The 16,182-nt window shown below is 65.9% G+C and carries 21 protein-coding genes and 1 tRNA gene; 9 read left to right on the top strand and 13 right to left on the bottom strand.

Translation table 11 applies throughout. From position 1 onward, the window contains the following. The 8 genes from WEB06_19660 to leuS all read right to left on the bottom strand — a co-directional run. Nucleotides 1-525, bottom strand: a 525-nt coding sequence (locus tag WEB06_19660) for a DUF4131 domain-containing protein (GenBank protein ID MEX2557833.1), incomplete at its 3' end; no start/stop codon positions are given. Then, the gene (locus WEB06_19655) at nt 522-1,211 is read right to left on the bottom strand and encodes a ComEA family DNA-binding protein (protein ID MEX2557832.1); all 690 of its coding nucleotides are present in this window, start codon (nt 1,209-1,211) and stop codon (nt 522-524) included. The genes WEB06_19660 and WEB06_19655, both read right to left, overlap by 4 nt. Before the next feature lie 106 nt (nt 1,212-1,317). Next, nucleotides 1,318-2,211, bottom strand: a complete 894-nt coding sequence (gene ligD / locus WEB06_19650) for a non-homologous end-joining DNA ligase (GenBank protein MEX2557831.1) — start codon at nt 2,209-2,211, stop codon at nt 1,318-1,320. Beyond that, nucleotides 2,208-3,155 (bottom strand): non-homologous end-joining DNA ligase, encoded by a 948-nt coding sequence (gene ligD / locus WEB06_19645; protein MEX2557830.1) that lies wholly within the window; start codon nt 3,153-3,155, stop codon nt 2,208-2,210. Before ligD (WEB06_19645) ends, ligD (WEB06_19650) begins: the two co-directional genes overlap by 4 nt. Beyond that, nucleotides 3,152-3,706: a DNA polymerase ligase N-terminal domain-containing protein gene (locus WEB06_19640; GenBank protein ID MEX2557829.1), complete on the bottom strand. Its 555-nt coding sequence runs from the start codon at nt 3,704-3,706 to the stop codon at nt 3,152-3,154. Before WEB06_19640 ends, ligD (WEB06_19645) begins: the two co-directional genes overlap by 4 nt. 37 nt (nt 3,707-3,743) lie before the next feature. After that, nucleotides 3,744-4,514, bottom strand: coding sequence for an alpha/beta hydrolase (locus WEB06_19635; protein ID MEX2557828.1), 771 nt, complete (start codon nt 4,512-4,514; stop codon nt 3,744-3,746). 38 nt (nt 4,515-4,552) lie between these two features. Next, entirely contained in the window at nt 4,553-5,539 is a 987-nt protein-coding gene (locus WEB06_19630; protein MEX2557827.1) for a cation diffusion facilitator family transporter, read from the bottom strand. A 27-nt stretch (nt 5,540-5,566) separates the two neighbouring features. Next, nucleotides 5,567-8,029: a leucine--tRNA ligase gene (gene leuS, locus WEB06_19625; protein ID MEX2557826.1), complete on the bottom strand. Its 2,463-nt coding sequence runs from the start codon at nt 8,027-8,029 to the stop codon at nt 5,567-5,569. 20 nt (nt 8,030-8,049) lie between these two features. On the opposite strand from leuS, the gene WEB06_19620 reads away from it, so the two are divergent. Beyond that, nucleotides 8,050-8,751, top strand: coding sequence for an enoyl-CoA hydratase/isomerase family protein (locus WEB06_19620; GenBank protein MEX2557825.1), 702 nt, complete (start codon nt 8,050-8,052; stop codon nt 8,749-8,751). Here WEB06_19620 and WEB06_19615 read toward each other — a convergent pair. Both WEB06_19615 and WEB06_19610 read right to left on the bottom strand, forming a co-directional pair. Next, the gene (locus WEB06_19615) at nt 8,748-9,107 is read right to left on the bottom strand and encodes a hypothetical protein (GenBank protein ID MEX2557824.1); all 360 of its coding nucleotides are present in this window, start codon (nt 9,105-9,107) and stop codon (nt 8,748-8,750) included. The genes WEB06_19620 and WEB06_19615 overlap by 4 nt on opposite strands. A 4-nt stretch (nt 9,108-9,111) precedes the next feature. Continuing rightward, entirely contained in the window at nt 9,112-9,861 is a 750-nt protein-coding gene (locus WEB06_19610; protein MEX2557823.1) for a M15 family metallopeptidase, read from the bottom strand. 74 nt (nt 9,862-9,935) lie between these two features. On the opposite strand from WEB06_19610, the gene WEB06_19605 reads away from it, so the two are divergent. From WEB06_19605 to WEB06_19570, 8 genes are all read left to right on the top strand, one after another. Further along, complete coding sequence (locus tag WEB06_19605; protein MEX2557822.1) at nt 9,936-11,318, top strand: hypothetical protein; 1,383 nt, start codon at nt 9,936-9,938, stop codon at nt 11,316-11,318. Nucleotides 11,319-11,555: 237 nt separating this feature from the next. Beyond that, nucleotides 11,556-11,837 (top strand): type II toxin-antitoxin system RelE/ParE family toxin, encoded by a 282-nt coding sequence (locus WEB06_19600; GenBank protein MEX2557821.1) that lies wholly within the window; start codon nt 11,556-11,558, stop codon nt 11,835-11,837. Between the two features lie 9 nt (nt 11,838-11,846). Continuing rightward, a complete protein-coding gene (locus WEB06_19595; protein ID MEX2557820.1) occupies nt 11,847-12,149 on the top strand; it encodes a HigA family addiction module antitoxin in 303 nt (100 codons plus the stop codon). Nucleotides 12,150-12,453: 304 nt separating this feature from the next. Continuing rightward, a tRNA-Ala gene (locus WEB06_19590) sits at nt 12,454-12,526 on the top strand. 426 nt (nt 12,527-12,952) lie between these two features. Further along, nucleotides 12,953-13,564, top strand: a complete 612-nt coding sequence (locus WEB06_19585) for a tyrosine-type recombinase/integrase (protein ID MEX2557819.1) — start codon at nt 12,953-12,955, stop codon at nt 13,562-13,564. Nucleotides 13,565-13,614: 50 nt separating this feature from the next. Continuing rightward, nucleotides 13,615-13,806, top strand: coding sequence for a hypothetical protein (locus WEB06_19580; protein MEX2557818.1), 192 nt, complete (start codon nt 13,615-13,617; stop codon nt 13,804-13,806). Further along, nucleotides 13,807-14,418, top strand: a complete 612-nt coding sequence (locus WEB06_19575) for a hypothetical protein (GenBank protein MEX2557817.1) — start codon at nt 13,807-13,809, stop codon at nt 14,416-14,418. It abuts the gene before it with no gap. An 83-nt stretch (nt 14,419-14,501) separates the two neighbouring features. Continuing rightward, the gene (locus tag WEB06_19570; protein MEX2557816.1) at nt 14,502-14,624 is read left to right on the top strand and encodes a hypothetical protein; all 123 of its coding nucleotides are present in this window, start codon (nt 14,502-14,504) and stop codon (nt 14,622-14,624) included. Nucleotides 14,625-14,725: 101 nt separating this feature from the next. Here the strand turns inward: WEB06_19570 and WEB06_19565 are convergent, their stop codons facing one another. From WEB06_19565 to WEB06_19555, 3 genes are read right to left on the bottom strand one after another with little or no spacing between them, the layout of a single operon-like run. Beyond that, complete coding sequence (locus tag WEB06_19565; GenBank protein ID MEX2557815.1) at nt 14,726-15,232, bottom strand: hypothetical protein; 507 nt, start codon at nt 15,230-15,232, stop codon at nt 14,726-14,728. 10 nt (nt 15,233-15,242) lie between these two features. Next, a complete protein-coding gene (locus WEB06_19560) occupies nt 15,243-15,431 on the bottom strand; it encodes a hypothetical protein (protein ID MEX2557814.1) in 189 nt (62 codons plus the stop codon). Nucleotides 15,432-15,446: 15 nt separating this feature from the next. Then, the gene (locus WEB06_19555; protein ID MEX2557813.1) at nt 15,447-16,031 is read right to left on the bottom strand and encodes a hypothetical protein; all 585 of its coding nucleotides are present in this window, start codon (nt 16,029-16,031) and stop codon (nt 15,447-15,449) included. Nucleotides 16,032-16,182 lie beyond the last annotated feature (151 nt).

The raw sequence follows: 16,182 nt of genomic DNA, 5'->3' as shown, positions 1-16,182 counted from the left end.
CCGGTGGCGAGCCGCGGAAGCGTGGAGCTCGGGCGGCGCGTCGCGGCGGAGAAGCGCGGTGAGGCGCGTGTCGACGACGACGCGATCGCCGAGCGCGAGCGGCGCACCGCCACGGACCGTCAGGAGGACCCGCTCGCGGACCCCGTAGGTGCGGCCGTCGATCTCTGCCTGGTTCACCCCGACGGTCATGCGCGTCTCACCGGCGCCGAGCTCGAGCGGGTCGTCGAGCACCTGCCCGTGCAGGACGGCGTCGGCTCCCGTCCTCGCGCCCATCGTGAGCGCACCGCGGTCCAGGCCGGCGATCCGCAACCCCGCCAGGGTGAACCCGAGGGCGAGCGCGGCGGCGCACACGACGAGGCCTCGACGATGGCGCGAGGCGGCCACGATCAAGCCCACGGCCCCGATGAGGCCGGCGGCGATCGCCGCGGCCGGCGGCGGATGCAGACGCTCGGCCGCAACGACACCGGCAACGAACGCGACGGCCAGCGCGTACAGGCGGGGAGCCGGATGCGCGAGCGCGCTCACACGGTCACGTGATCCTCGATCGATTCGAACTTCTTCTCGCCGATGCCTTCGACCTTGAGGAGATCGCGCACCGTCTTGAATGGGCCGTGTTGGGTCCGGTAGTCGACGATGCGTTGGGCGATCACCTCGCCGATGCCGGGTAGCTCCTCGAGCTGGCTTACGGTCGCGGTGTTGATGTTGACCTTGCCCGAGGCGTCGGCCGGTCCTCCTCCTCCGCCCGGGACCGCGCCGTCCGGAGGGGCCGCCGCCATCGGCGGCATCTCACCCTTGCGCGGGATGTAAACGCGCTCCCCGTCGGTCAGCGGCCGGGCGAGGTTGATGGACGAGAGGTCGGCGTCGGGCTTGGCCCCGCCGGCCGCGGCGATCCCGTCGATGACCCTCGCTCCGCCGGCCAGCTCGTAGACGCCGGGCCGTACGACGGCGCCGGCCATGTGGACGAAGAGGCCGGCACCCGCGCCCGGGCTGGTGGACGCATCGACCGAGGCCGCCGGGACCGGCGACGCGACCGAGTCCGGCGCCGGCTTGGGCAGCGACCGGGCGTACGCGAATGCCGCGCCGGCCACGATCGCGAGACAGAGGACGCCGAGCGCCATCGTCTCGCGTGGCCGGAACTCGAGCAGGTCGATGACGCGCCTGCGCCACGAGGGCACGGCGTCGTCGAGGATCGTCGGCTGATCGACGGGCACGCGTCATCGCGGGAAGGTTCTTCGCGAGGAGGTCACCGAGGAAGAGGTCGCGAGCGTATCAGTGCTCGCGCCCCGCACCCAGTCCGGGCAGAACGCGCAGAACCGCTCAGGGCTCGACGCCGAGCGCCTTCATCGCACGGCCGAGCGAGCGCGCCGCCGCGCGGAACCCCTTCCAGTGATCCGGCCGCTCGAGCGCGTTGCGCATCGAGAAGCCGTCGGGTTTCAGCCGCTTGTCCTCGACCTCTTTCCAATCGATGGGCACGGCAACCGGAGCGCCGGCCAACGGACGGACGCTGTACGGAGCGACCGCGGTTGCCCCGAACCCGTTCCGATGCACGTCGGCGAAGATCCGGCTCCCGCGCTTCGCCTTGTAGAACTCCAGTGTCAGCAGATCCGGGTGCGCATCGATCGCGCGCTGCGCGACCCGCGTGGCGACCTCGTGGACGACGTCGAAGGAGACGTTCGGCCGGATCGGCGCCGCGACGTGGAGCCCGCGAGACCCGGTCACCTTCACGAACGGGACGAGGCCGACTTCCTCGAAGAGCGAGCGGAAGATCAGCGCGGCGTCGCGGACCTCCGAGAAGTCCTCCGTCGTCGGATCGAGATCGACGATCATCATGTCCGGCTCGTACGGCTTCTGGTGGGTGCTGAGCCAGACGTGCTGGGTGATCGACCCTTGCTGCGCGAGGTACGCGAGCGTCGCCGCGTCGTTCGCGAGCACATAGGTAACCGTCCCGCCTTTCTTCGGCTGCTCCGAACGCGCGATCCAATCGGGGAAGTACTTGGGGATGTTCTTGTGCATGATCCCCTCGGCCTTGATCCCGTCCGGGTAGCGCTGCATCGTCAGCGGGCGGTTCTTGACGTGCGGCAGCATCTTCGGCGCTGCGGCGGCGTAGTACTCGATCAGATCTCCTTTGGTGATCCCGTCGTCGGGGAACAGGACCTTGTCCCGGTTCGTCACCGAGATCGTGCGTTTCCCGACGCGGATGGAGTCGCTCATCCGGCCGGCCGCTCGCGGACGACGTCTGCCGGCCGTTTGTCCGTGCGGACCCCGAGGAATCGCGGATGCCGGAGCTTGCCGTCGCGGGTCCATTCGCTGAACCCCACCTGCACGACGAGCTTCGGACGGACGAAATGCTCGCCCTTCATCGCGCGCGGATGGCCCGCGAATGGAGAGCGATCCGTCGAGAGCTTCCCGAGCTTCGCCGCGAGGTCCGTGAGCGTCCGCTCATTGAAGCCGGTGCCGACCTCGCCGCCGTGACGGAGCTTCCCATCCTCGTGGTAGCCGATCATCAACGCTCCGAAGCCCGAGCGGCCGCCCTTCGGGTCCGTGTAACCGCCGACGACGAACTCTTGCTCGAGCACGCACTTGAGCTTGAGCCAATCCTTGGACCGGCCGCCTCGGTACGGCGCATCGGTGCGCTTGGCGATGACTCCTTCCCATCCCGATTCACACGCCTCAGACCGAAGCTGCTCCGCATCGCCGGATCGCGTGGCCGTGCGGCGGAGCGTCCCGTTCAGCCGCATCGCGCTCAACACGTGTCGCCGCTCGAGCAGCGGCAGCCCCCGGACGTCCTCCCCGTCGAACGAAAGCACGTCGAACACGTAGTAGCGCAGCGTCGTGCGTGACGACCGCTGTTGGAGGGGCTCGAAGCCGCCGATCCGTCCGCGCTCGAGCGCGACTACCTCGCCGTCGAGAACGAACCGCCGTTCCGACAGCGACTCGAGCGACGCGACGACCGACGGGAACGAATCCTCGAGCGGAAGCTTGTTGCGTGAATAGAGGCGAACCGCATCGTCTTCGCGGTATGAGATGGCGCGGATCCCGTCGAGCTTCCGCTCGAAGACCCACCCGCTGCTGTCGGCGAGCGAGTCCACGAGCGTCGCCAGCATCGGGTCCATCCAGCCGGCGACCTTGGTGGTCGGTATGCGCTTACCCCTCATCCGGCGGCGACCTGCTCGACCGTGCGGCCGGTTACGACCGACTCCGGCCGGTCGGCGGCGATATCGATCGTTCGATCCGCGTATTCGTCATTGCCTTTGATCAGCAGCCAGTCCTTACCGTCCATCCGGCGCAAGGTGAACCGGCCGCGGAGCTTCTTTCCGTGGAGCTCGAACGTGAAGGTCCCCTTGACGATCGCGCGCGCCGGAGGGTCGTCGGAGCGGTTCTCGTACCAGCCTCGGTCCCAGATGATCACGCTGCCTCCGCCATATTCACCCTCGGGGATCACACCCTCGAAGCGGTTGTAGGCGATCGGATGATCCTCGGTCATGACGGCGAGGCGCTTGTGCGTCGGGTTGAGCGAAGGCCCCTTCGGCACGGCCCAGGACTTCATCACGCCGCCGACCTCGAGCCGGACGTCGTAGTGGAGCCGTGACGCGTCGTGTTTCTGGACGACGTAGCGAAGGTGCTTGGCCGGCTTGGCGCGACGTGGGCCGGGCTCGGGAGTGCGCGCGAAGTCGCGCTTGCGCCTGTAGGTGGAGAGCTCGCCCATGCTCTGTCCCTGCCCCGGCATGTCTCGCTCGAAACGCTTAGCGCTCAAGGCTGTCGACGAACGCCGCGATGTCGGCCGCGACCCGTTCGGGTTCCTCCCAGTAGAAGGAATGCCCAGCGCCCTCGTAGACGATCAGCCGCGCGTCCGGGATCGCCGCGGTCATCGCCTCCTGGTCGCTCCAAGAAAGGATCGAGTCCTGATCGCCCCACACGACGAGTGTCGGGGCGGCGATGCGGTCGAGCTCATGCGCGGAGTCGTCCTCGATCAGGCCGCGCATGGTCTCACGCCACACCCGAGCGGAAGGTTTGAGGTTCTCCTCGACGATGATCTCGAAGAGATCGCGCGGCACAGACGGGGCGACGGTCATCTCGGCGAACTCGCGCACCATGGCGGGATCGATGGGGTCCGCGAGCGTCGAGAACGTCGACTCCCACATCTCCCGCACACCGGGCTTTTCTCCGAGCGCGAGCGGGGAACCGAGAAGAACGAGGCCGATCGTTCGGTCCGGATGGTCGATGGCGAAGCGTCGAGCCACGACGCCTCCGCTCGAGCCGCCGACGATCAATGCTGCTTGCATGTCCAGCTCGTCCATGAACGCCAGGAGGTCCGACGCGAAGTCGTGCGGGCGGTAGTCCGCTTCGGGGATGCTCGAGTCTCCGTGCCCCCGCTGGCTCATCGCGAACGCGCGGATCGATCTGGGCAGATGGCCCATCAACGGCTCGAACGCGCGCCGGGAGTCTGCGATCGCGTGAACCAGGAGGACGGGCATGCCCGACCGGCTTCCCTGCTCCACGTAGTCGAGCGTCATCCCGTTTGGGAGTAAGACGGTCTGGGGACGAAGGTCCATCAGTGCGGATGCGTTTCTGCCTCAAGCGGATCCTTCGCTGCGCCCGACTCGTGGTCGGTCGTCCTCGAGTGGGCCTCTGGGGCGTGCGGCTCCCACGGATCAACGTGGACGTCCACCTGCGCCACACCGTCCATGTCGTGGAGGATCCGATGATGGATCTGCTCGGCGACCGCGTGCGCTTCGGAAAGCGGCAAGTTGCCGTCGACCGCGACCGTGACGGAGACATATAGCGAACGCCCGGCCCAGCGCGCCTGCACGCGCCCGCACCCGAGGACGCCGGGCGTGCCGAGCACGATGTTCTCGAACTTGTTGATGATCTCCGGGTCGACCGCGTCGAGCAAGCGGGTCAGCACGTTCCGGCTCGCGTCGATCGCAACGGCCACGATGGCGGCGACCACTACGAACGCTGCGATGGGATCGGCTTCGGCCCAGCCGGCTTTGACTCCGATCAGCCCGGCGAGCGCGGCGATCGAGGCGAGGCCGTCGGTCAGCGCGTGCTTGCCGTCGGCGACGAGCGGCTCCGAGCCGATGCGTCTCCCGACCGAGATCTTGTACAGGCCCGCGAAGCCGTTGGCCACCAGGCCGAGCGCTGCCGCGCCCATCGCGATACCCAGTCGGGTGACCTCGTGCTCGCCGCCGAGCTTGGAGATCGCCTCGAATGTGGCGAAGCCCACGCTGCTCCAGATGACGAGCACGACCAGCACGCCCGACAGGTCCTCGACCCGCTGGTAACCGAAGGTGTAGCGCCGGTCGGCGGCCCGGCGTGAGGCGACGAAGGCGACCGACAAGGCCACCGTGGTCGCAACGTCGCCGAGGTCGTCGAGCCCGGCGGCAAGGAGGGCGACGCTGCCGGTCATCGCCGCAACCGTGAGACGGATGGCCGCGGATGCGCCGAGTGCCACCGCCGAGAGGCGGATAGCTCGCAGGCCTTCGCGCGTCCCCTCGGCGCCCGTCAAGCGGGCGGGATGCGCGTGGGTCCCTGCCACGAGCTCTCCTTCGGTCCGGGTGCTTCCCTACCGCACGACGATGTTGACGAGCTTCGGGGGGACCACGATCGTCTTGACGACTGTCTTCCCGTCGAGGTGTGAGCGTACGCGCTCGGACTCCATCGCCGCGCGCTTCATGTCCTCCTCGCCGATCTGGGTGGGAACCTCGATGCGGTCGCGGACCTTCCCGTTCACCTGGACGACCATCGTGACGGTGGTTTCCACGATGAGGGCGGGGTCGGGTATCGGCCACGACGACATGTGGATGGTTCCCTCGCGGCCGAGGCGATGCCACAGCTCTTCGGTGATGAACGGAGCGAGCGGGGCGAGGAGCTGGAGCAAGGCCTGGACGGCCTCGGCCACATCCCCGTCGACCGCGTCGTCGGCGTCGGCGATCTGGCTGGTGAACGTCATGAGCTTCGCGATGGCGGTGTTGAAACGGAACCGGTCGAGGTCGTGCGTCACGCCTTCGATCGCGTGGTGCGTCGCTCGGCGGAGCGGGGAATCGTCGCTTTCCATCCCGCCGTCACGGGCGCTATCGGCGCGCTGCACGACCACACGCCACACCCGCGAGAGCCAGCGGAACACGCCTTGCGGCGAGACGTCGGCCCAATCGACGTCGGCCTCGTACGGCCCCGCGAAGAGCATCGTGACCCGCGCGGTGTCGGCGCCGAACTCGTCGACGATCGCCGACGGCGTCACGAGGTTTCCGCGACTCTTCGACATCGCGGCGCCTTCCATGATCACCATGCCCTGGTTGAGAAGATTCGGGTAGGGCTCGTCGAACGGCACCATCCCGAGGTCGTGGAGGACCTTCGTGAAGAAGCGCGAGTAGATCAGGTGTCCGGTCGCGTGCGTGATCCCGCCGGTGTAGTGGTCGGCCTGCATCCAATACGCCACCCGGTCTCGATCGAACGGCGCGTCGGCGGTCGGCCCGCAATAGCGGAAGAAGTACCACGAGGAGTCGACGAACGTGTCGAAGGTGTCGGTCTCGCGCCGCGCCGCTCCCCCGCAGTTCGGGCACGTGGTATTCACCCAATCGGTCTTCCCCAGCGGCGACAGGCCCTCCTCGGTGGGCGAGTAATCCTCGAGGTCGGGCAGCAGCACCGGCAGGTCGCTCTCGGGCACCGGCACCTCGCCGCAGCGCTCGCAGAAGACGACGGGGATCGGACAGCCCCAGAAGCGCTGCCGAGAAACGTTCCAGTCTCGGAGGCGATAGCGGACGCGGCCGGTGCCGTAGGCGTGCTCCTCGAGCCAGGCGACGATCTTGGGGATCCCGTCCGGCGTCTTGGTCCCGTCGAAGACACCCGAGTTCGCCATGACGCCTTCGCCCTCGTACGGCTGCATCATCGTCTCAGCGTCCAGCGACTCGCCCTCGGGCTGGATGACCGCCCGCACCGGCAGGCCCTCCTGGCGTGCGAACTCGAAGTCGCGCCGGTCGTGGGCGGGCACGGCCATGAGCGCGCCGGTGCCGTACTCCATCAGCACGTAATCGGAGACCCAGATCGGGATCGACTCGCCGTTGACCGGGTTGATCGCGCTCGCGTCGAGATCGAAGGCGAGCTTCTTGCGACCCTGCGCGAGGCGTTCGATCTCGCTGCGGGCCTTGACGGTTTCCAGGTAGGCATCGAACTCGGACTCACGATCCGTACCGGCGACCAGCTTGCGCGCCAGAGGATGCTCCGGCGCCAACACCATGAAAGTGACGCCCCACAACGTGTCGGGCCGCGTCGTGAAGACGACCAGCTCGTCGTCCCCGCCCTCGATCTTGAAGGTGACGTCTGCGCCCTCGGAGCGGCCGATCCAGTTCCGCTGGATCGTCTTGATGTGGTCGCTCCATCCGGTGAGCTGGTCCAGTCCGTCGATCAGCCGCTGCGCGTACGCGCTCTCGCGGTAGAACCACGAGGGGAAGTCGCGCTTGGTCACCGGCGTGTCGCACCGCTCGCACCGGCCGTTGACGACCTGCTCGTTCGCGAGGACGGTCTTGTCGTTGGGGCACCAGTTGACCGCCACGGCCTTGCGGTAGACGTGGCCGGCCTCGAGGAACTTCAAGAACAGCCACTGCGTCCACTTGTAGAAGTCGGGATCACAGGTGTTGAACTGCCGCGACCAGTCGAAGGACATGCCGAGACGCTGGAACGAGCGCGCTTGCTGCTCGATGTTGGCGTAGGTCCATTCCTTCGGGTGGATGCCCCGCTTGATCGCGGCGTTCTCGGCGGGCAGTCCGAACGCGTCCCAGCCGATGGGATGGAGCACGTTGTAGCCGCGCATCCATTTGTAGCGCGCGATCACATCCCCGCCCGAGAAGGCCTCGAGGTGCCCCATGTGGAGGTCGCCCGAGGGGTACGGGAACATGTCGAGGCAGTAGAACTTCGGCTTGGGCGAGTCTTCCCTGGCCTCGTAGACCCGGTCTTTCACCCACGTTTCGGCCCACCGCGGCTCGATCGCCGCGGGATCGTACCGCTCGGTGGGGGCTTCTCCGGTCTCCACGATGCGGGTAGTTTAGCCGCATGGGAGAGCTGGTTCTGGTCGATACGGCGGACGGGATCGCGACGGTTACCCTCAACCGCGCCGAGAAGCGGAACGCGTTGTCGTTGGAGCTCCGCGCCGACCTCGCCGGGGTGTTCGAGCGGCTCGGCGAGGACGACTCCGTCGCGGTCGTCGTGGTCACCGGCGCGGGAACGGCGTTCTGCGCCGGCATGGACCGGACGCAGTTCGGCGGCGACGACGCCAACCGCCGGGCCCTGTGGGAGAGCTCGGCGAAGCTGTTCGACTCCTTGTCGAACCTGCCGCGGCCGACGATCGCTGCCGTTAACGGCCCGGCGCTCGGCGGCGGCTTCGCGCTGGCGGCCGTATGCGATGTGCGGTTCGCCTCGCCGGCGGCGACGTTCGGGCACCCGGAGATCCGGCTCGGCATCCCGCCCTCGTACGCGGCGCTGTTGCGCGCCCTGCCCGACCAGATCGCGCGCGAGATGGCGTTCACCGGCCGCGTCGTCGGCGCGGAGGAGGCGCTCGCCCTCGGCATCGTGCGGGACGTCGCCGACGACGTCGTCGCGCGGGCACGCGACCTCGCGAAAGAGATGGCGCAGCACGGCGTGAAGGTCCTCGAGCAGACGAAGCGGCTGATGATCGAAGCCGGGGGCGGCGTCGCCGAAGCTGCGTGGGATGCCGAGATGAAGCTGTTTCGCAAGGCGTTGTTCGGCGAGGCTTAGAGCAGCTCGACGGTCGTGAAGCGGATCGTGGTCGAACCGACGTTCTCCAGATCGTGGATCTCCGGCTGCTGCTCCGTGTAGTCGGAGAACCAGACCGTCCCTTCCTCGTAGTCGAGGTCGATGTAGGTGCCGTTCACGAAGCGGCTGCGGGCGCGGCCCGGGTCGACGCACACGAAGAGATAGGTGTGCGCGTGGTGATGGAACGGAGCCCGTTCACCGGGCCCCAGCCGGATCTCCCAGATCCGCACCCAGTCGTTCTCGAGCAACATCTTGGTGCCGATCGTGTAGCTGGGCGCGCCGTTCAACTCGTCGCTGAACTCGGCGAGGTCGAACGTGCCGTGCTCGGGCTCGGCCACGGGATCAGCGTCCGCTCACGGAGAAATGCATGTAGTCCTTCGTACCCTTCCAGAACCCGCCCCAACGCCAGCCGATGTCGCGGAACGCCCGCACGGCGACGTGATCCGCATGGATCATCCCCGGCTCTTCAAGCGTCCGGTCCACCCACGGAGCGCCGAACGGCGGTTCGATGCGACCGCTGCGAGAGACGTACGGGTTCTGGTCCGGGTTGATGTCGACCGCAGTGCCGTACGAATGCTCCGACCACTTGTGCCCGCCGCCGACCGGCGCGCGACAGTTGAAGCCGACGGTGTTGTTGAACTGCGCCAGCGGGGGGTCGTTGCCCATGTACCCGTTGGCCGGTTCCATCCGCTCGATCGGGAACCGGATCTCGAAGAGCGCCTCGAACACGGACGCGACGCCGGCCGCGTGGCGGCGGTGGACGATGAGCTCGCCGGTTTCTACCGAGCCGTCGAAGTTCCAGAATGGCATCACGATCGACCGGAGGTCCTCGAGCGCCACGGGACAGCCGGGCCGCCAGGAGGTGCCCATACGCGCGATCGTCTCGGGACCGATGCGGCGGATCGTGGCGGCGAAGCGCGGCGCGATGCTCGGGGCCACCGGCGGGGACGGGAGTGCCGCTTGCACGGTCGGGGTCCGTTCCGCGGCGGCTGCGACCGGCTCCGGAACTTCATTCCCGTCCCCGGAGAGGACGAGGAAGACCACGGCGGCCGCGGCCGCCAGCCGAGGCGCGGGGAAACGCTTCGGATTCATCGAGGTGAAACGAGCGTACGGGGCGCCGGGCCGCGCCACAAGGACAGGTTCGGATCTGCCGATACGCTGAGATGATGACGCTCTCGTCCAGACGCATCCTTGCGGCGCTCGCCGTGTCGCTACTGTTGGCCGCCTGCACCGCGAGCGAGGTCGATCCCGATGCGCGGATCGACGTCAACGGACGGGTCGCCCGCGGGGACGGTCAACCGGTCGCCGGCGTACGCGTCGGCCTCTCGCGCGAGGCCGACGCCGGCGAGGTGTTCGCCGTCTTCGCGTCGCTTGGCCTCGCGTGCATCGATGCCCACACGACGGTGTGCCTCGGAGCGCGGATTGCAAAGACCGGGTCCGACGGCCGGTTCACCTACCGGCTCACAGGGAAAGACACGCAGGGCTTCGCGGGACAAGCCAGCACGATGGTGCTGACGAGCGGAACCGGACCGCGTGCCGACGAGGTCGCCGGGCCGATCACGACCTACCGGTTCCAGGTCCAGACGGAGGCGCTGGACCTCCCGGTTCGCGTGTGGGAGCCGCGGGTCGAAGGGCGAACGGGTTCGTTCGGTGGCCGCGTGACGTGGGCGCCGGTGCCGCACGGCGTGCTTCCCGGGTTGAACGCCGGAACCGTCGAGCACACGATCGAGTTCCGTCGGGGTCGCGGGGTGGTGTGGACGGTCGCTCGAGCGCGGAGCGGCTTCGCGTTCGACGCGCGGGTCCTGGAGGACACACAAGGGACGGCGGCGGTGACCGCCAGGCTCGACGATCAGCGCGTCACCGATGAGCGCGGTCGCCGCATCGACGTCGTCCTTCGCTCGGGCGCCCGTGCGTACGAGAGCCCCGCAGGCGCGCCGCCGTCGCGCGGGCGGGCGTGCTTCGTGCCCGACGCGAAGGGACGGCTGGTGACACAGTCGCCGTGCCGCCTCACCGACGGCGAGTTCTCCGAGGACTTCTCGCCCTCCGTGTGCGACGGTGCGACGGGCTGCGTGGAGCCGACGCCGCTCTCCACGGTCGTCGACCTGGGCACGCGGCGGTCGCTGAGCCTCGTGGTGGTGCGAGGCTGCGCGGATCGTTGCACCGTCGAGACCTCGCGGGATCGGCGAACGTGGCGCACGGTTGGCGTCGCCGCCGGCGAGGACGCCACCCTACGAGTGGCGCCGCCGGTGTCTGCGCGGTATCTGCGCGTGTCCGCGGCGGTATCGATCGCCGGGCTCCGCGAGATCTCCGCGTGGACCGGGGGCGGGGGCGTCGCCGCAGGCCCCCTCTTCGTCGACCCGGCGGCGGTTCAGCCGCCACGGTCGCCTGGGTCGACGTCGAGCCCGCGAGCCGCGACCCCAACGGATCAAGGAAAGGACTCGGGTCTCCTGCGCCTCATCGCCGTAGGCGCGCTCTCCGCCGTCGGCGGCGCGCTTGCCGCGATCCTGCTGTCCCGGCGCAAGCGCCGAAAACCCGCTCCACGCGGATGAACTCGGCTTTCGACCTGGGGCTGTAGCTCAGTTGGTAGAGCACGTGCTCGGCAGGCGATGTCGTCCCAACGCTTCAAGCAACACGCAAAACGCGGGATCCCGCGAGTTCAGTTAGATTCGCTCGCATCAGTTTCAGGATCTCGCCGCGAACAATTCGCCATGCGATGTTCCAGGCGAAGCCGAGCGTCCACCACTGATAACGCTTGACGTTATTAACGTGAGGCGTTATGGTGAGCTGTGATCAAGAGCTTTCGCGACCGGGATGCTGAGCGACTTTTCGCCCGGCAGCCCGTGCGGAAGCTAGGAGCAAAGGTGCAGAGGGTTGCTTTGCGCAAGCTGCGGCTTCTCGATGCCGCCGTTTCGCTCGAGGATCTTCGAGTTCCTCCCGGTAATCGGTTGGAGAAACTGAAGGGAGATCGAGTTGGGAAGTACAGCATCCGGATCAACGAACAGTGGCGGATCTGCTTCCGTTGGGCTGCGGGCGATGCGCACGAGGTCGAGATCGTTGACTATCACTAGGAGCGTCAGATGACGAAGAAGCGACTTCCACCGGTCCATCCGGGAGAGATTTTGCTCGCAGACTTCTTGCTGCCCATGGGGATTAGTCAGTACCGCCTAGCGAGGGACATCAGCGTGCCTCCGCGTCGCATCAATGAGATCGTCCACGGCAATCGTTCGATCACAGCCGACACGGCGCTTCGTCTTTCAATGTTCTTCGGTACGACGGAAAGGTTCTGGCTCAATCTTCAGAATCAGTACGACCTAGATGTTGAGCGTGACCGACTCGGAGATCGCCTTGACAAACAAGTCGTCCGCTATGCGGCCGGCTAACGTCAGTTAGATTCGCGCTCGGCTCATGATCTCACCGCGAACAGCCGCCACTCGCCGGGCACAGACGAGAGAAGAACCGGACCACGGTGGGGATCTCCCAGTTCAGGTCGATGCTGCTCGCGGACCCCAGGCAGTTGAGATAGTCGGATCGGTCCTTCGCCGAACACCTAATAAGCGATGTGGGAGTCGCCGATCTTCGTGTAGCGCGTCTGGGGAATCTCCACGGAGGCAGCGTGCGCCCACAAGCGGAGGAAGGTCAAACGCCGGAGAGCCGGACGGCCACTGCTAGAATCGGCCTCGACCTGGGGCTGTAGCTCAGTTGGTAGAGCACCTGCTCGGCAGGCAGGGGGTCGACGGTTCGAATCCGTTCAGCTCCACAACCAGCGGAAATGCTCCTCAGGCCAGCAGCACAGGACAGGTAGAGCGCCTAACTGCTACCCTCACCGTAGCCGGAAGATCACGGGGAGGGGCCTGGGATGCAGACGCCAGCAGAGACAGTCGGGGTTGAAGTCGCCGGCGTCACGGTAGAGGCCCTAACGCCGTCCTGGCAGCGAGCGCTTCGCGCCTCCAATCGGGCTCAGAAGACGCAGGACACCTATATAGATTCGCTCAACGATCTGACCCGGTATTTGAGCCGAGCGGGGATGCCTCAACGGATCGACAGCCTCAGCCGCGAACACCTCGAGGCCTACATCGCTGACCTGTTGGACCGGGCCAGGCCTGCTACTGCCTCGGTGCGGTTCCGTGCCCTTCAACAGTTCTTCCGTTGGGCGGTTGAAGACGGTGAGATAACCAGTAACCCTATGGGGCGTATGGTCCGGCCCATCGTCCCCGAAACCGACAAGCGAATCCTCTCCCAAGACGAGCTGCGCGCCCTCCTGCGCACGACTGACGGGAACGAGTTCGAGCATCGGCGCGATAAGGCGCTGCTGCTGCTGATGATCGACACAGGCGCACGGCTTTCCGGAGTTGCCGGAGTCGCCCTCGACGATGTTGATCTCGACCTTGGAATCGTTCGCATCTTCGGGAAGGGACGCCGCCACTATCTCGCCTCGATGGGCTCAACCACCGTCAAAGCACTCGACCGATACCTTCGGATTCGGCGCGGCCATCGACTCGCCGGCCGTCCCGAACTATGGCTCGCCCGCAAAGGGCCGCTGACCGGCTCAGGAATCGTCCAAGTTGTTCGTCGTCGCGCCCGAGACGCAGCCCTCAAAGGCGTTCATCCTCATGCGTTCCGTCACACGTTCGCGCATGCGATGAAATCCGCAGGAGCCTCAGACGAAGATGTCATGGCCCTCGGCGACTGGCGCTCCAAAGACGCGATGCAAGGCTACGGAAGGACACTGCGCGCCGAACGTGCCCTCGTCACGCATAAACGTCTGAGCCCGGCCGACACGCTCACGCAACCTTGAGGTTTTTCCCGCTCTTGAGCGGGAACGTGAGGAATGCTTCGCTGGCCCTCATGGACGAGCGAATCTATATCTGCGAGGCCTGCCGGCAGCGCGTCGATCCGGCGAACCCCGATGTCGTGCGCGCCATCGAACAGGTTGACGTGACCGGGTTCGGCGAAGAACGGACCTTCATAGACGGCTACGGCGTTTACTTTCACGCCGACCATTTCCCGGCTACGGGATACCGGAAAGCCGCGAAGTGAATGACCGATAAGCGCCGAACGGAACCAAACCCTGACGATCCACCACAGTCCGAAGGGCATCCGCGAGAGCGTTTCCGCGCCTGGCTTCTCGAACAGATAGGCGAGGCGCATCGTGAATACGACAAGCTGATTACGGCGCTGGCCGCCGGAGCCCTCGGACTCTCAATTGCGTTTCTGGATCGGATCGTCTCCGGCCCGGTGAAGTCGCCCGCGCTGTTGGCGGTCGCCTGGGGAGCGCTCGCCGCGAGCCTCCTATCGACGCTCATCTCGTTCATCTCAGCCCAACAGGCTCTCCAATACCGCTATCTCGAAATCGAAGACGATGCGCCAGCGGAGCCCGGAAACAAAGCCAACAAACGTACGACGCGGTTCAACTACGCGGCGGCTGGGTTCTTCATCGGTGGCGTGATATTCCTTGGATGGTTCTCGTACGCGAATCTCGAAAAGGGAGAGGTCACATGCCCTCGAAAGGTGGAAAGGGCGGCGGAAAGAGCGGCAAGGGCGGATCTGGCGGTCACTCCGGCCATGGAGGTCGCGGCGGCAGAGGGACTCGCGGAATCACCGTGCCCCCCGTCCCCAAGAAACCGGGCGGCAGGAAAGACAAGTAGCTAAGCGATGGGTGCGCGTGGACTCGCGCTAACTTGAACAATGCTGCAAGTACCGTCGTTACCTACCGGAAGGCTACGATTACCGAGATGCCCAAACCCCTCCACCATCGACCCTGGATCATCGGCCTGATCGTCGTAGCGTTCGCAGCCGGCTTCACGATCCTCGGCCTCTGGATCTACGCCATCAACTACGACTGGCCGCCGCTCTAGGGATGTAAAGAAAATCAGCGTAGGGAAGGTTGGTCGCGACTACCCCTGAACGGGCCGCCTACGGCCTTCCAGACACTTCTGAGAGGCTCCTGTGGCCCCTTCTAGGCTCGGCTTCGTTCTGCTATCTCGCGGTCCTCTTCCGCATCTCTCATCATCCGAGTCTTCTCGACAACCCTGTAAAGCCGATCGATCCCTTTCGCAGCATGCATCAACGCAGGATAGAGCAGGGCATCATCCCAGTATTTGTTCGCCAAGTCACGAGCTATCTCTTCACCCGTGAGAATCTGGGCGATCTTCTTCTCTGCGTCTTCGATGCGCTGCCGGCGTTCCTCGCGCCTCCCATCCAGATCCACGATCTCAGCGTCTTCCGCGACCCGGCGACGCTGCCTCTCCGCCACGATCTCCACAGCTACCGTCTCGATCTTCTCTCTCGTAGAGAACAAGTCTCCTACAGCCGAGAGAGCGCTTGAGACTTGAAGCAACGCATACTTCGCCGCATCATCGCTACAACTCAGCGCAAGATCCCGCACCACCACCTCATCAACAACGAGCCGATTAATCAGCTTGAAAACGCCTTCTTCTTCCCGTCTCAGATTCTCTTCGCTCATAGCCAATCCTTTAAGCGGTAGGCCGCGTCTTGCGTTCTATCGTCGCCGCCTTCGCAACCTTCGCCCGTCCACTCGCCCGCTCAGCAGCCTCACGAACACGGCTCTTCGCTTGTGCGTCCATCGCGTTCCGCTTCTCCTGATACGCACGCTGAGCCGCAGCGTTCTCCGCCTCTCGAATCTCCTGAATACGATCACTCATCTGTTTTTCCTCCCTTTACCGTCCAACTCGCAGTCCCGTCCTACGCTCCCAATCACGCTGCTCCGCATCGGCAAGAATCTCATGCGCATTAGGCTGCGCCCGAATCCTCTCAAGCGCCTTCCGTGTCGCGTAGCCCATCGGATCCTTTCGCTGCTCTTGTTTCTCCTGCTCGGCCTTCTTCTGAGCCTCGAGTTTTGTTTCCTGAAGCTTCAACGCCTCCTCGTATCTCTGTTTGGCACCATCAGTTATCAGCGGCTTCCCGGCGGGCGCTTCCCAGCCTTCAACCATGCCGCGTTTCGCCATCTCTGCGACCTTCGGATTATCTGGCCCGCCTAACTCGTTGGCCCTTTTGAGCGAGATTTTCTGATCTGTTTCGCCGCGAGCCCACGCGAGCAGATCCGCGCTTCGCGCCTCAGCAGGATCCTCAGGAAGCGCCGACGCCTTCGCGCGCTCCCGCTTCCAAAACTCAGAGTCGCGCTGCGACTGCTGCGCCCGCTGTTCCCGCTCCACGGATTCCGCGAGACTCTTCTCAACAAGCTCTTCGTAGCTCAAAAACTCGTCGTCGTCGTAGCCGACTGCCTCATCGTCGTAATCGCCCACTGCTATCCCCTCCCATTCCTACACATAATTGTACCGCGCAGAACCACCCAGATTTCCCGCTCAACGAGCATCACGCAGGGGACTGCCCCCGGTGTCGTTGACTCCTGATGTGTGAGGATTACGGTCCTCGCCGGAGGTGGTCATCGTGCCG

Source organism: Actinomycetota bacterium, assembly GCA_040905475.1.
Taxonomy (GTDB): Bacteria; Actinomycetota; AC-67; order AC-67; family AC-67; genus DATFGK01.
The sequence above is the reverse complement of the archived record's forward strand: the minus strand, read 5'-3'. Positions and strand labels throughout refer to the sequence as shown.

Bases quoted from the DNA above. Each gene is read 5' to 3' on its own strand.
- ligD (MEX2557830.1), bottom strand. From the start codon at position 3,155: ATGAGGGGTAAGCGCATACCGACCACCAAGGTCGCCGGCTGGATGGAC.
- WEB06_19565 (MEX2557815.1), bottom strand. From the start codon at position 15,232: ATGAGCGAAGAGAATCTGAGACGGGAAGAAGAAGGCGTTTTCAAGCTG.
- WEB06_19560 (MEX2557814.1), bottom strand. From the start codon at position 15,431: ATGAGTGATCGTATTCAGGAGATTCGAGAGGCGGAGAACGCTGCGGCT.
- WEB06_19640 (MEX2557829.1), bottom strand. From the start codon at position 3,706: ATGGGCGAGCTCTCCACCTACAGGCGCAAGCGCGACTTCGCGCGCACT.
- WEB06_19595 (MEX2557820.1), top strand. From the start codon at position 11,847: ATGACGAAGAAGCGACTTCCACCGGTCCATCCGGGAGAGATTTTGCTC.
- WEB06_19570 (MEX2557816.1), top strand. From the start codon at position 14,502: ATGCCCAAACCCCTCCACCATCGACCCTGGATCATCGGCCTGATCGTC.
- WEB06_19610 (MEX2557823.1), bottom strand. From the start codon at position 9,861: ATGAATCCGAAGCGTTTCCCCGCGCCTCGGCTGGCGGCCGCGGCCGCC.
- WEB06_19575 (MEX2557817.1), top strand. From the start codon at position 13,807: ATGACCGATAAGCGCCGAACGGAACCAAACCCTGACGATCCACCACAG.
- ligD (MEX2557831.1), bottom strand. From the start codon at position 2,211: ATGAGCGACTCCATCCGCGTCGGGAAACGCACGATCTCGGTGACGAAC.
- WEB06_19580 (MEX2557818.1), top strand. From the start codon at position 13,615: ATGGACGAGCGAATCTATATCTGCGAGGCCTGCCGGCAGCGCGTCGAT.
- WEB06_19585 (MEX2557819.1), top strand. From the start codon at position 12,953: ATGGGGCGTATGGTCCGGCCCATCGTCCCCGAAACCGACAAGCGAATC.
- WEB06_19605 (MEX2557822.1), top strand. From the start codon at position 9,936: ATGACGCTCTCGTCCAGACGCATCCTTGCGGCGCTCGCCGTGTCGCTA.
- WEB06_19620 (MEX2557825.1), top strand. From the start codon at position 8,050: ATGGGAGAGCTGGTTCTGGTCGATACGGCGGACGGGATCGCGACGGTT.
- WEB06_19635 (MEX2557828.1), bottom strand. From the start codon at position 4,514: ATGACGCTCGACTACGTGGAGCAGGGAAGCCGGTCGGGCATGCCCGTC.